At 69.3% G+C, this 13062-nt stretch carries 16 protein-coding genes; 12 read left to right on the forward strand and 4 right to left on the reverse strand.

Annotated features, from left to right (window positions below):
- Positions 1 to 150 precede the first annotated feature (150 nt).
- A complete protein-coding gene (locus tag D892_RS0124635) occupies positions 151 to 1128 on the reverse strand; it encodes a hypothetical protein (RefSeq protein WP_369801769.1) in 978 nt (325 codons plus the stop codon).
- A gap of 127 nt (positions 1129 to 1255) precedes the next feature.
- Here D892_RS0124635 and lspA point away from each other — a divergent pair, with 127 nt between their 5' ends.
- The 3 genes from lspA to D892_RS0124650 are packed head-to-tail and all read left to right on the forward strand — an operon-like array spanning position 1256 to position 3481.
- Positions 1256 to 1906, forward strand: coding sequence for a signal peptidase II (gene lspA / locus D892_RS0124640; RefSeq protein ID WP_051499870.1), 651 nt, complete (start codon positions 1256 to 1258; stop codon positions 1904 to 1906).
- On the forward strand, positions 1903 to 2829 hold the full coding sequence (locus tag D892_RS0124645; protein ID WP_024803789.1) for an RluA family pseudouridine synthase: 927 nt from the start codon (positions 1903 to 1905) through the stop codon (positions 2827 to 2829). The genes lspA and D892_RS0124645 overlap by 4 nt, the downstream gene beginning before the upstream one ends.
- Positions 2822 to 3481, forward strand: a complete 660-nt coding sequence (locus D892_RS0124650; RefSeq protein WP_051499162.1) for a hypothetical protein — start codon at positions 2822 to 2824, stop codon at positions 3479 to 3481. Before D892_RS0124645 ends, D892_RS0124650 begins: the two co-directional genes overlap by 8 nt.
- A 298-nt stretch (positions 3482 to 3779) precedes the next feature.
- Here D892_RS0124650 and D892_RS0124655 read toward each other — a convergent pair whose 3' ends face one another.
- A complete protein-coding gene (locus tag D892_RS0124655; protein ID WP_024803791.1) occupies positions 3780 to 4298 on the reverse strand; it encodes a GNAT family N-acetyltransferase in 519 nt (172 codons plus the stop codon).
- Positions 4299 to 4341: 43 nt separating this feature from the next.
- Here D892_RS0124655 and D892_RS42090 point away from each other — a divergent pair, with 43 nt between their 5' ends.
- The 5 genes from D892_RS42090 to D892_RS0124680 all read left to right on the forward strand — a co-directional run bounded on the left by D892_RS42090 (position 4342) and on the right by D892_RS0124680 (position 9881).
- On the forward strand, positions 4342 to 4908 hold the full coding sequence (locus D892_RS42090; RefSeq protein WP_036567460.1) for a helix-turn-helix domain-containing protein: 567 nt from the start codon (positions 4342 to 4344) through the stop codon (positions 4906 to 4908).
- Between the two features lie 70 nt (positions 4909 to 4978).
- The gene (locus tag D892_RS0124665; protein ID WP_024803792.1) at positions 4979 to 7402 is read left to right on the forward strand and encodes a cation-translocating P-type ATPase; all 2424 of its coding nucleotides are present in this window, start codon (positions 4979 to 4981) and stop codon (positions 7400 to 7402) included.
- A 100-nt stretch (positions 7403 to 7502) separates the two neighbouring features.
- Positions 7503 to 8321 (forward strand): PhzF family phenazine biosynthesis protein, encoded by an 819-nt coding sequence (locus D892_RS0124670; RefSeq protein ID WP_024803793.1) that lies wholly within the window; start codon positions 7503 to 7505, stop codon positions 8319 to 8321.
- Positions 8322 to 8424: 103 nt separating this feature from the next.
- The gene (rarD, locus tag D892_RS0124675) at positions 8425 to 9348 is read left to right on the forward strand and encodes an EamA family transporter RarD (protein WP_036569767.1); all 924 of its coding nucleotides are present in this window, start codon (positions 8425 to 8427) and stop codon (positions 9346 to 9348) included.
- Between the two features lie 137 nt (positions 9349 to 9485).
- Positions 9486 to 9881 carry a VOC family protein gene (locus D892_RS0124680; protein ID WP_024803795.1) on the forward strand — a complete coding sequence of 132 codons (396 nt, stop codon included), beginning with the start codon at positions 9486 to 9488 and terminating at the stop codon, positions 9879 to 9881.
- 155 nt (positions 9882 to 10036) lie between these two features.
- Here the strand turns inward: D892_RS0124680 and D892_RS0124685 are convergent, their stop codons facing one another.
- Together D892_RS0124685 and D892_RS0124690 are read right to left on the reverse strand one after the other, a co-directional pair.
- Positions 10037 to 10255, reverse strand: a complete 219-nt coding sequence (locus tag D892_RS0124685; protein ID WP_024803796.1) for a DUF397 domain-containing protein — start codon at positions 10253 to 10255, stop codon at positions 10037 to 10039.
- Positions 10239 to 11141, reverse strand: coding sequence for a helix-turn-helix transcriptional regulator (locus D892_RS0124690; protein WP_024803797.1), 903 nt, complete (start codon positions 11139 to 11141; stop codon positions 10239 to 10241). The genes D892_RS0124685 and D892_RS0124690 overlap by 17 nt, the downstream gene beginning before the upstream one ends.
- Positions 11142 to 11488: 347 nt before the next feature.
- On the opposite strand from D892_RS0124690, the gene D892_RS0124695 reads away from it, so the two are divergent.
- The 4 genes from D892_RS0124695 to D892_RS0124710 are packed head-to-tail and all read left to right on the forward strand — an operon-like array spanning position 11489 to position 13058.
- Positions 11489 to 11896, forward strand: coding sequence for a hypothetical protein (locus D892_RS0124695; RefSeq protein WP_024803798.1), 408 nt, complete (start codon positions 11489 to 11491; stop codon positions 11894 to 11896).
- An 18-nt stretch (positions 11897 to 11914) separates the two neighbouring features.
- Positions 11915 to 12208, forward strand: a complete 294-nt coding sequence (locus D892_RS0124700) for a hypothetical protein (RefSeq protein ID WP_024803799.1) — start codon at positions 11915 to 11917, stop codon at positions 12206 to 12208.
- Positions 12205 to 12516: a hypothetical protein gene (locus D892_RS0124705; protein ID WP_024803800.1), complete on the forward strand. Its 312-nt coding sequence runs from the start codon at positions 12205 to 12207 to the stop codon at positions 12514 to 12516. Before D892_RS0124700 ends, D892_RS0124705 begins: the two co-directional genes overlap by 4 nt.
- A complete protein-coding gene (locus D892_RS0124710; protein ID WP_156959668.1) occupies positions 12513 to 13058 on the forward strand; it encodes a hypothetical protein in 546 nt (181 codons plus the stop codon). Before D892_RS0124705 ends, D892_RS0124710 begins: the two co-directional genes overlap by 4 nt.
- Positions 13059 to 13062: the final 4 nt, after the last annotated feature.

Genomic DNA, 13062 nt, shown 5'->3' on the forward strand with positions numbered 1-13062 from the left:
GGTCTCGCGGGATCCGCACCGCCGGCGGTCACGGGCCGGGGGCGCCCCGCAGGCGCGGGACCCGGCGGTCGGTGAGGTCGTGCAGCGTGGCCGGATCGATCGGCTGCGGCGCGGTCTCGGCGATCTGGACCACGGTGCTGCCGGACCCGGTCAGTCCCCCCAGTGCACCTGGGTGCTGATGTCCTGGCGCAGCAGCACGCCGCCGCGCGGGTCCTCGTAGGACTGGTGGCCGCCGACGGTCACCGAACCCGAAACCGGCAGCGGCAGACCGAGATCCACCATGATGACGCCGGTGCCGTGCATCACGTAGTCGATGATCTCGAGCGGGCCGGCGTTGTTCGGCAGGTGCCAGACGTCGGACTTCGGGATCTGGACGACGTCGAGCGCGAGCGTGAGCAGGTTCCCGTCGCGCTTCGTCAGCGTCGCCGTCGTGACCTGGTCCAGCGGCGCCCCGGCGGAGTACACCTGCTGGTGCACCGTCCACACCGCGCCCTCGCCGACCGGATCGGTCGGGAACGCGATGGATTGGTACACCGCTTGGAAGAACGCCTGCTCCAGCGCGGTGCGGGCGGCGTCGGGGGTGGCCGGGGTCGGCTTCATGCGCAGCGCCGTGATCGCGCCCAGCTCGCTCATCTCGAAGCCCGCGCGCGAGCCGTCGGCGATGCCGAGCTGCTCGGCCAGTTCCGGGTCGGTGGAGGTGGCCGCGCCCAGGGTCAGATCGACGCCCTCGCGGTCGGTGGTCGCGGTCAGCGGGATCGTGATCGCCGGAGGCGAGGAGTCGTGCATCGGCTGGTCGCCGATCTGCTCCTCGATGTGGTGCTCGGTGCGCAGCGTCACCTGCTGCGCGGTGCCGGTCTCGAAACTCGGCCGCAGCAGCGTGCGCGGTTCCGCGCCCGGGTCCACCACATTGGTCACGATGGCCGCGATCGGCACCGTGACCTCACCACCCGAGCCGGTGGGCTCCATCTCGGCGTCGGTACCGGACTCGCGGGCATCGGTGCAGCCGACACCCATGGTCGACAGTGCGACGGCGAGGACCACCAGCAGGACGCCCGAGCGGACGGGTCTGGCGGCAGGGGCGTGCCGCGCATCGGCGGTAGCGCGAGAGGGAGAAGACAACACCGTCACGCGGACAGCCTACGACCGGTTCCTGAAAATCGGCTGGGACGCGATCGGCGGGACGGTGACCGGTGCGCCCGGTGCCGGTGGCGGTTGTACCCGGTGGGCGACGGGGCCGCGGCGCCCATGGGGGATGATGGCTGCTGTGAATACCGACCGGCCGAGCGAGCAACACCCCGACGAGCACGACGAACCACCGCGCGACGACGCGGCCTCGCCGGGCGCCGCGTCGTCGGATACCGCCGCCGTCCCGTCGCGTCGGCTGCCCGCCCTGTTGCTGGTCGCCGCCGTCGTCTTCGCCCTCGACCTGGGCACCAAGGTCCTGGTGGTGGCGAAGATGACTCCGGGCGAGCCGATTTCGATCGTCGGCGAACTGGTGCGGCTGACGCTGGTGCGCAACGCCGGCGCCGCGTTCGGCATGGCCACCGGCATGACCTGGCTGCTCACCCTCGTCGCGGCGGCCGTCGTCGTCGGGGTGATCCGGATCGGGCGTTCGCTGCGCTCGGTGGGCTGGGCCATCGGCCTGGGCCTGGTGCTGGGCGGCGCGTTCGGCAACCTGATGGACCGGCTGTTCCGTGCCCCCGGCCCGCTACAGGGGCATGTGGTCGATTTCATCTCGGTCACCAAGTGGTGGCCGGTGTTCAACGTCGCCGACTCGTCCATCGTGTGCGGGGCGATTCTGCTGGTGGCGCTGACGCTGTTCGGATTCGAGCCGGACGGCACCCGCACCCGGCACGCGGACGACGGTCGTTCCACCGGCAATTCGGCGGCGGGGGAGCAGGCATGAGGGAGACCCGGGCCATGCCGGTGCCCGACGGTCTCGACGGATTGCGCGTGGACGCCGGCCTGTCGCGGCTGCTGGGGCTGTCGCGCACGGCCGTCGCCTCGCTCACCGAGGAGGGCGCCGTGCAGATCGACGGGTCGGCCGCCGGCAAATCGGACCGGCTGGTCGGCGGCGCTTGGCTGGAGGTCGAGTTCCCGGAACCGAAGCGGGAGCTGAAGGTCGAGGCGACGCCGGTCGAGGGGATGACGATCCTCTACGCCGACGACGACATCGTGGCCGTCGACAAGCCGGTCGGGGTGGCCGCCCACACCGGTGTCGGCTGGTCGGGCCCGACCGTGGTGGGCGGGCTGGCCGCGATGGGCTACCGGATCTCCACCTCGGGCGCGCACGAGCGGCAGGGCATCGTGCACCGGCTGGACGTGGGCACCTCCGGAGTGATGGTGGTGGCGCAGTCCGAGCACGCGTACACGGTGCTCAAGCGCGCCTTCAAGCAGCGCACCGTCGACAAGCGCTATCACGCGCTGGTGCAGGGGCATCCGGATCCCTCCAGCGGGACCATCGACGCGCCGATCGGCCGCGCGCGCGGTAACGAGTGGAAGTTCGCGGTGACCGCGGACGGCCGCCCCAGCGTCACCCACTACGACACCGTGGAGGCGTTCCAGGCGGCGAGCCTGCTCGACATCCACCTGGAAACCGGTCGCACACACCAGATCCGGGTGCACTTCTCGGCCATCCGGCATCCCTGCTGCGGCGATCTCACCTACGGTGCGGACCCTCGGCTGGCGGAGCGGCTCGGACTGGAGCGGCAGTGGCTGCACGCCCGGGCGCTCGGCTTCGCCCATCCCGCCGACGGGCGGTGGCTCGAGATCACCAGCGAATATCCCCCGGATCTGGAGCACGCGCTCGGCGTCCTGCGCGATGCGTGAGCGGGTGCGGCAGGCCGGAATCGCCGGTGCCGCGGTCGCATTCGTCGTTCTGATCGTGGTGCTCGGCTGGGCCGTGCCGCCGCATCCGGCGGTGGTGTCGACCGATCGGCTGGGGCCGGAGTCCGGGGAGCGGATCGACGACTACCTTGCGCGGGCGCGGGATTCGCTGTCCGGCGCGGACGCCGGGGAACGCTGGGCGCTGGTGTCGTTCGGCGGTGGCGTGGCGGTCGATCGGGTACCGGAACAGGCTGCGGGACTGCGGATCTCGCAGGTGATCTATCACGTGCCCCTCGACCGGGTGTACACCCCGGCGATCACCGTGCCGGTCCCGGCGGGCGATGCGGCGGCGCTCGCCTCGCTGCGGGCCGCGGCGGGCGCGATGGACAACGCGCTTCCGGCGGGCGAGCGCGCCGATCGCACGGCTGCCGTCGTGGCGGCCCGGCTGCACGCGGGCTGCGACTGCGCCGTCGGCATGGTCGTCCGCGGCCGCCTCGACCGGCTGCGAGACCTGGCCTCGCACACCGGTATCCGTGCGGTCGAGGCGCTGCCGCCGGACGCCGCCGCGGGCGCGTTCGCGGTGACGCCACTGCTGCCCGAACAGGTCGACGCCGCTACTCCCGAGCCGGACGACGGGCCGGTGCCCGCCCCGTAGCGGGTTGCGCGGTGTGCATGCCCGGCCCTCGCGACGGGCATGGAACCTGTCCGGCGGCAGGTGTTTCCGGCCGGGTCCGTCGTCGGCCCCGAGCCCGGTACTCGACCGGTAGTTACGGTGCGCACGCTCGGTCGGCTGTCGCAGGCGCGGAACCCGTCCTGCGGCAGGACATTCGGCAGGTCGAGGGGCGTAGTCCCGAGTTCATGGCCAGTGTGGTGTTCGTCCGGCGGTGATCGGTGCGGAACTCGCCCTACAGCAGGGCGTTCCGGCCCGTCGAGGAGGCTGTCCGCTCGTTCGCTCAGGCCGGCTCGGGCTCGAGGCTGAGTTGCATGAGAATCGTGTCGATCCATCGGTCGTGCTTGTAGCCGACGCGGTGCAGCCGGCCGGCGTCGGCGAAACCGCGGCTGCGGTGCAGGGCGGGGGAGGAGGGGTTGCCGCTGTCGGCGATGACCGCGATCACCTCGCGCAGGTCGCGGGATCGGCACGCGGCGAGCAGGGCGTCCAGCAGGCGGCCGCCGAGGCCGCGGCCCAGCGCCCAGGGGGCCAGGTAGATGGAGTTCTCGACGGTCTGCCGGTAGGCGGGACGCTGCTTCCAGGGCGCGCAGTAGGCGTATCCGGCGACGCGGCCGTCGTCCTCGGCCACCAGGAAGGGCAGCCCGGCGGCGGTGATCGCGTCGAACCGGCGGTGCCATTCGGCCAGATCGGGCTCCCGCAGCTCGAAGGTGGCCACGGTGTCGCGCACGTAGTGCCCGTAGATCTCGGTGACCGCGGGTAGATCGCCCGGGGTGCCCGCCCGCACCGACGATCTCTCCAGCATAGGAAATTTCTCTATAGGGGAATCTATCACTACTATAGTGTATATGGATCTCGTCGCCCTGGGCCAGCGCATCCAGCGGCTGCGTCACGACCGCGGGCTGACCCTGCAGTCCCTCGCCGAGCTGTCGTCGGTGAGCGTGAGCATGCTGTCGGCCGTCGAGCGCGGCGACAAGGCGCCGACGGTGGTCGTGCTCGACCGGGTGGCGGCCGGGCTCGGAATCCGCCTGTCCGCCTTGGTGTCCGAACCCGAGAGCGAGCGGATCATCGTGCGCCGCGCGGCCGATCAGGACGTCGTCGACGAATCGGGGTGGCAGCGCACGATTCTCACGCCCGTGGTCGCGGGGGTGAACTTCGAATGGATCCGGTCCACGCTGCCGCCGGGCTGCGTGCCCGGCGAGTACCCGTCGTACGCGCCGGGTTCGCACGAGTTCCTCTACGCCGAGTCGGGCACCGTCACCCTGACGATCGACGGCGACCGGGTCGTCGAGCTGGGCCCGGGCGATTCGATCTATCTGGCCGCCGACAGCACCCTGCACTACGCCAATCACACCGATCGGCCCTGCGTCTACTACGTCGCGGCGCTCGTCATGCGTCCCCGCGACCCGCGATAGCGGCGCCGGGGCCGAGGACGCGCCAGGCACCCCGGGGCCCGGCTCGTCCGAAACGTTCTAGGCTGTCGCCATGTCGATCACCGAACAGGCGGCACGGGCGCCGGGACTGTCCGCGGCCGAGGTCGAGCAGCGCGTCCGCGACGGGCAGACCAACGACGTGCCGGACCGGGCCAGCCGCTCGGTCGCCGACATCGTCCGGGCCAATGTCTTCACCCGGATCAACGCGATCCTGGGCGTGCTGTTCGTCCTGGTGCTGGCCACCGGATCGATCATCGACGGGATGTTCGGCCTGCTGATCGTCGCCAACAGCCTGGTCGGCATCGTCCAGGAGATCCGGGCCAAGCAGACGCTGGACAAGCTGGCCATCGTCGGGCAGGCGCAGCCGACGGTGCGCCGCGCCGGCCGCGCGGAGCAGCTCCCCCCGAAGGACGTGGTGCTCGACGACCTGATCGAGCTCGGCCCGGGCGACCAGATCGTCGTCGACGGCGAGGTGGTCGAGTCCGAACTGCTCGAGGTCGACGAGTCGCTGCTCACCGGCGAGGCCGATTCGATCGATAAAGGCGTTGGCGCGCAGGTGATGTCGGGCAGCTACGTGGTCGCCGGCTCGGGCGCCTACCGGGCGGCGAAGGTCGGCCGGGACGCCTACGCCGCCAAACTGGCCGCCGAGGCCAGCAAGTTCACGCTGGTGAATTCCGAACTGCGCAACGGCATCAACACGATCCTGAAGGTGATCACCTATCTGTTGATCCCGGCCGGCCTGGTGACGATCTACAACCAGTTGTTCTCCAGCCACCAGTCCTGGCAGAACGCGCTCAACGGCATGGTGGCGGCGCTGGTGCCGATGGTGCCCGAGGGACTGGTGCTGATGACCTCGATCGCGTTCGCGGTCGGCGTGATCCGGCTGGGGCAGCGCAAATGCCTGGTGCAGGAGCTGCCGGCCATCGAGGGGCTGGCGCGCGTGGACGTGGTGTGCGCCGACAAGACCGGCACGCTCACCGAGAACGGCATGCGGCTGTCGGAACTGCGCGCCGTGGACGGCGCCGACGCGCAGCCGCTGCGAGATGTGCTGGCGGCCATGGCCTCCGACGACCCGCGGCCCAACGCCAGCGTCGCGGCCATCGCCGAGGCGCTGCCGGATTCCCCCGGCTGGCGCTACACCGCGGTCGCGCCGTTCTCCTCGGCGAAGAAGTGGAGCGGATTCTCCTACGGCGAGCACGGCAACTGGCTGCTCGGCGCCCCCGACGTGCTGCTGGACCCGCGGTCGGAGGCCGCGGCCACCGCGCAGGAGGTCGGCGCGCAGGGCCTGCGGGTGCTGCTGCTGGCGAGCAGCGACCGTCCGGTGGACGCCCCGGACGCCCCCGGCACGGTCACACCCCGCGCACTGGTGGTGCTGGAGCAGAAGGTCCGGCCGGACGCCCGCGACACCCTGGACTACTTTGCGAGCCAGGACGTGTCGATCAAGGTGATCTCCGGCGACAATGCCGTCTCGGTCGGCGCGGTGGCGTCGTCGCTGGGCCTGCCCGGCGGCAAGAACGCCGTCGACGCCCGGACTCTGCCGGCCGAGCGGGACGACCTCGCCGACGTGCTCGAGCAGCAGACCACCTTCGGCCGGGTGCGGCCGGATCAGAAGCGCGCCATGGTCGGTGCGTTGCAGTCGCGCGAGCACACCGTCGCCATGACCGGCGACGGCGTCAACGACGTGCTCGCGCTCAAGGACGCCGACATCGGCGTGGCGATGGGCGCGGGCAGCCCCGCCACCCGCGCGGTGGCGCAGATCGTGTTGCTGGACAACAAGTTCGCGACGCTGCCGTATGTGGTCGGCGAGGGCCGGCGGGTGATCGGCAATATCGAGCGGGTCTCGAATCTGTTCCTCACCAAGACCGTCTACTCGGTGCTGCTGGCCTTCCTGGTCGGCGTCGCCGGCATCGGATCGCAGCTGTTCGACTACGACCCCGTGCCCTATCCGTTCCTGCCCCGGCACGTGACGATCGCCGCCTGGTTCACCATCGGCATTCCGGCGTTCATCCTGTCGCTGGCGCCCAACAACGAAAGGGCGCGAACGGGTTTCGTCCCCCGCGTGCTGCGGCTGGCCATCCCGTCCGGCGCGGTGATCGGGGTGATGACGTTCATCGTGTATCTGATCGCCTACCAGGGCGCGGCGCAGAGCGAGGAACAGAAGGTGCAGGCGGGCACCACGGCGCTGATCACCCTGCTGATCATCGCGGTGTGGGTGCTGGCGATCGTCGCCCGGCCGTGGTCGTGGTGGAAGGTCGTGCTGATCACGGGATCGGTGGTGGGATACCTGATCCTGTTCACCGTTCCGTTCACCAGGCATTTCTTCAAACTCGATCCGTCGAATTGGTCGCTGACCGGCGTCGCCTTCGTTTGCGGCGCCATCGGCATCGTGCTGGTCGAGCTGGCCTGGTGGCTGAGTGCCCGGCTGACGGGCGGTGAGCGGCAGCTGCTCCCGGCCGCGCCGGGTGAAAACGGCTGACCTCAGCGGCTTTTCGACGTGCCAACTGGTCACATGCTACGGCGCGCCGGGAATGTCGGTGTCACGCGTGTCTATTGGCGACGCGGGTACCTTCGGCAGTATGGAGGTCCTGCTGCATCAGATCGATGCGTTCGCCGACGCGCCGTTCACGGGCAATCCGGCGGCGGTGATGCCGTTGCCGGAATGGCTGCCCGACGAGTTGCTGCAGCAACTGGCCGAGGAGAACAACCTCGCCGAGACCGCCTACTACACCTCGCCCCTGCCGCCGGAGGCCGGCGCGGTGCCGGGCGAGGGCCCGGCCTTTCACCTGCGCTGGTTCACGCCCGAGGTGGAGGTGGACATGTGCGGGCACGCGACCCTGGCGTCGGCCGCGCAGATCTTCGACGATATGCAGCCGGGCGCCGACCGGGTGCACTTCTACACCCGCAGCGGCTGGCTGACCGTGGCCCGCACCGATTCCGCCGAACTGGTCCTCGATCTGCCGGCCCTGCCCTCGCTGGACGTGGTCGCCGATCCCGATCTGGTGGACGCGCTGGGTGTGCGCCCGCTGCGCACGCTCACCGGGCAGGACGAGGTGATCGTCGTCGCCTCCGAACGCGAGGTGCGCGCGGCCCGGCCGAATCTGTCCGCGTTCCCGAAGGTGGCGCGCGGGGTGATTCTCACCGCGCCCGGCGATACGGCCGATTTCGTCTCCCGATTCTTCGCCCCCGGCGTGGGCATCCCGGAGGATCCGGTGACCGGTTCGGCCCACGCGCAGCTGACCCCGTTCTGGAGCCGCGATTTCGGCCGCCCGGAGCTGACGGCGCACCAGCTGTCCCGGCGCGGCGGGCGGCTGCGGTGCACGGTGGCAGGGGAGCGGGTGCTGGTGGCGGGGCGTTGCCATCGCTATCTGGACGGGGTCGTGCAGCTGCCGGTGTGAGCCTCGTCGCCGGGCGGCTGCTACGGCCGAAACCCGCTCGACACTGTTACCGCCCGGAAGTACCGTCTGTGCAGTGCAGTTACGGAGACCGTCAGCGCCGGTGATCCCGGGCTCCGGTGGCGAGGGCAGCGGCCGGCGGACCGACAACTGGGGAGTCGCGGTCGGCGCGAGCGCCTATCTGCTGTGGGGCGCCTTCCCCGCCTTCTTCGGACTGCTCGAATTCGCCAGTCCCGGTGAGATTCTGGCGCAGCGGATCCTGTGGACACTGGTCGTGGTGCTCGCCGTTCTGCTGGCCGCCGGGCGGATCCGCGAGCTGTTCGCCATCGATGCGCGCACCTGGCGGCTGGCCGCGGTCGCGGGGGCGGCGATCGCGCTCAACTGGGGGGTCTACGTCTTCGGGGTCACCACCGGGCACGTGGTCGAGTGCGCTCTCGGATACTTCATCAATCCGCTGGTCACGGTGCTGTTCGGGGTGGTGTTGTTCCGGGAGCGGCTGACCTGGCCGCAGTGGCTGGCGCTGGCGCTGGGGGCGACCGCGGTGGTGGTGCTGACCGTCGACTACGGCAAACTGCCGTGGATCGCGCTGGTCCTGGCCTGCTCGTTCGCGACCTACGGCCTGGTGAAGAAGGTGATCCGCCTCGACCCGCTGCGCAGCGTCGCGGCCGAGGGCGTGGTGTCGGCGCCGTTCGCGCTGGCGGCCGCCCTCGGATTCGGGCTGACGGGGAACGCCGCGTTCGGCGACGGCGTGGGGAACACCGCGCTGATGATGTCGACCGGGCCGGTCACGCTGATTCCGTTGCTGCTGTTCGCCTTCGCCGCCGGCCGGGTGCCGCTGTCGATGATGGGAATCCTGCAATATCTCACTCCCGCACTACAGATGGCGTGGGGCGTGCTGGTCGGGCACGAGGCGATGCCCGGATCCCGGTGGGCCGGATTCGGGCTGATCTGGGTGGCGCTGGCGGTGTTCACGACCGATGCGCTGCTGCGCGCCCGCCGGGCGGCCGCGGCCCGGACCGCCACCGTGTGACCGGCCGTCGCGGGCGCCCCTCGCGCCGTTTGCCGGTCCGCCGAGCGCGGGTATAACGTCGGGTTCGTGGCGGTGCTCCCGTTGGCCGACGTGTACCGGTCCGGGGTCGGGACCGTCACGAGTACGGGAGAAATCCTTTGTCCATTCAGTTGAATCACACCATTGTCGGTTGCCGCGACAACCGGAAATCCGCCGAATTCTGGGCGGACATCCTCGGCCTGGAGGCCGGGGAGCAGTGGGGTCCGTTCGTTCCGGTGAGCGTCGCCAACGGGATCACCTTCGACTTCGCCGTCGTCCCACCGGATATCACCGAGATCCAGCCGCAGCACTACGCCTTCCTGGTCTCCGAGGAGGAGTTCGACACCGCCTTCGCGAAGATCCGGGAGCGGGGGATTCGGTACTGGGCGGATCCGCGCCAGGCACGTGAGGGCGAGATCAACCACAGCGACGGGGGTCGCGGGGTGTACTTCCTCGACCTCGACGGTCACTTCCTGGAAATGCTGACCGTCCCGTACGGGGGCTGGCCGGAGTAGTCCGCGCGCCGTCGGTCGCGGAAGCACGCGTGCGCGAAACAGCAATGGCCCCAGCCCTATAGCGTGCCGGGCTGGGGCACTGCGCTGTCGGATGTCACCGACCGCCTTGCGGAGAGTGGTGAAATGCCGCTTCGCTTACGTGTGCTGGTCGACGATCAGGCCGAGGGGCGGTCGAATTCCCCGTCGAGCACACCCGTGGTGAAGGCGTCCCACTCGCTCGGTGTGAATACCAGCGCCGGACCGGTGGGGTTCTTCGAATCCCGTACGGCCACACGGCCGCCCGACACGTGCGCTGCCTCGACGCATTCTTGTTTTCCCGCGCTGCGGCTCGACTTGAACCAGCGCGCGTTGGATAGGTCAATGGTATCGGTCATAGCCTTGTGCTACCTCTCTCAACAGGGCTCTGCTCGCCCGGTCATCCAATGATGCCTCGGACAAGATATGGAACGTCGAACGGCACTGGCGAACGTCTTCCCGTCTTTCGAGGTACACATCACCAATCAAGTGGCTCTCCGCGTAGACGGTCGTCGGCTCGATCGGCTTGCCCTGCCCATCCCTGGGAAACGTGACGATGACGAACGGGGCGATACCGGCCCCCACCGGCAGGCCGCTCGACATGGGCAGGACCTGAACGGTCACGTTGTCGAGCGTTCCCAGGTCAGCGAGGTGGCGGGTTTGCGCGGCCATCGTCGCCGGACTGCCGACCGTGGTACGTACCACCGATTCGGTAATAATCATGTGGACGTGCAACGGGTTTCGATTACGTGTGACGAGATGTTGCCGTTTGAGGCGAAGCGACACGCTGCGTTCCAGCTCCGCGGGGTCGTCAAAGTGCCTCTGATTGACTGCCGTGGCGTAGTCGCGGGTCTGTGCCAGGCCCGGCACGATCAGGGATTGGAACACCGCGATTTCGCTTGCGGCGGCTTCCAATTGGACATAGATGCCGTACTTGGACGTCATGACGTCGCTGTATTTGCTCCACCATGAGCGGACCGGTTTCTGCTGCGCTAAATCCATGATGACCGCGCGCTTTTCGGCGTCGACTCCGTACAGGTCGCACAGTGCTTTGATAATGAGCATCTGAACTCGGCCCGTCCGGCCCCGCTCGAGACGGCTGATCGTCGACTTGTCGACACCGATCAGCATTCCCGCGCGGTCGGTGGTCATGCCGGTAGCTTCCCTGGATTCGCGCATCAGCCGACCGAGTTGGCGGCGCGGCAGGGTGGTCTCGGTGTCCTCGGGATCGTCGTTGGCAATCATGGGGCGTTGCGTCCTCCGTAGTCGGTTTGTTGCACCACGCAAGAAACGTGTGTCATTGCGTGCCACAGGTGCTGGGGAAACGCGCGAATTCCTAGAGATGCTGTGTAATGCCGTGTGAACTGCGCTTTCTCAGGTTTCCTGATCGCATGGCAACAACCACAGCAACCCGAGAGATCGAGCCCCCGCCAGGGCCGTGTGCGGTCTACGGCTCCGTTGTACACCCCACCACCGACACGTTCGGAAGCTACATTACCGCGACAGCAAATCAGCAGGGAAGTCAGCAGAGTCGGCCCGCCGCCGCCCGCAATCGACCACCGGCTCAGCGGCCCAAGGCAATTGGGTTCGACGTGTCCCTGCTGGATGCGCCGGTACGTCGTTGCGCGCTCCGACGCCGCGCCGAGGAGCTGGGCTATTACTACGTCTATACGGCGTGCCCGCCCAGGGACTGCCCCGATCCGATCGGTTACGCGATCACCATGGCCACCGGTATCCGTGCGGCGGCGATCATCGTCTACGACCTGGACGTGGTCGACCACAGCCCGGCAAGGATCTGCGACCGGTTCGACCTCGAAACCGTCTGCCCGGGAGAAACGTGGGCGCGGGCGTTTCCGCCTCCGGCCGCCCCGGCGGCGCACCCGTGGGATCCGGTTGCCGACGACGCGGAATCGGCCGGGCCGGTGCCGCGAACGGTGCCGGACGATCCGGACGACCTCTCGGTGGCCGGTCGGGCCGCCCATCGACGCGAAAGCGCTTGACGCGCACCGGGAGCCGAGATGGACGACACGACGGGACCGGCGTTGCGCCGGAGCGAGGCGGACGGGCGAGAGGCCATGTGGAAACCGGCCAGAGACCTGAGCGGCGACAAGCACGTCGAGATCGTGGAGGCCCGCGACTACACCACGGGGGAGCACGTGATGTTCACGCCGGGCACCGATCTCGTCGATGCCCGCGAACAGACATCGTGGCGCTGGGGTGCATTGTGGGATCGGGTGCACCGCGCGATGTGGGACGAGTGGGTCCCCAGCCGCCGCAGTTCGCCCGGCGCGTCTGTGACTCGATGGATATGACGCATCCACCGTTCACGGCGGTGATGGCTCGCGTCGCGGCAGCCGAGCTGCGAGTACTCGATCTGCTCGGCCGCGTCGAGTGGCTGACGGTCACGCAGCTGGCGGCCGAGGCCGGCATGGACCAGTGGGTAGTGCGCTGGGCCGCACTCCGTTTGCGCAATCAGCGCATGCTCGCGGGCGGCCACTCGGCACCCGGTCAGGACGACGTATGGCGGATCACCCGGCACGGCGCGGCCGTCCTGAGACAACTCGCCCGCGGAACCGGCAGCGCGACGACACCGAATACGAAAGGGACACAACCGCAGTGACTTGCATTCCCTACCCGCCGCGCCACGCGGCGGCAGAGGCGTGCCGGGTGATGATGGCGTGTCATCACGAATGGGATATGGCACCGGTGGTGTTCGGATTCGAATACCTTCCGGCACAAGGGATCAACGCCTACCCGGTCCCGCTGGCAACCGGCGACGACGAGGCGGCGGCGATGATCGAGCTGTCGGCGCGGATGATCCAGAACGGCATCGCGTGCTGGGGGCTGGGATTGCTGTTCGAACACTTCGTGTCGATCACCGACCAGGGCTCCTACTTCGAGATGGCCGTCACCGGGCCGGGACACGGTAGCGCGGCGGCGACGGCGGTACTGGCCGACATTCGCGGAAATGTGTGCCACACCACCACATTCCGTGCCGAGCAGGGCCGGATACCGAAGACCATCTATATGTCCGCGCCCCCGGATGGCAAGCGGCCGTTCGTCTCCGACGATTTCACGATGCTGGCGCTGTGGTCGGCCGCCCGCGCACTGCCGCAGGCATGGCGTCAACACAGCCCCCGCGCGCGGGCCGAATCCAACTGACAGG

Origin of the sequence: Nocardia sp. BMG51109 (assembly GCF_000526215.1) — a bacterium.
In the GTDB taxonomy this organism is placed as follows: Bacteria; Actinomycetota; Actinomycetes; order Mycobacteriales; family Mycobacteriaceae; genus Nocardia.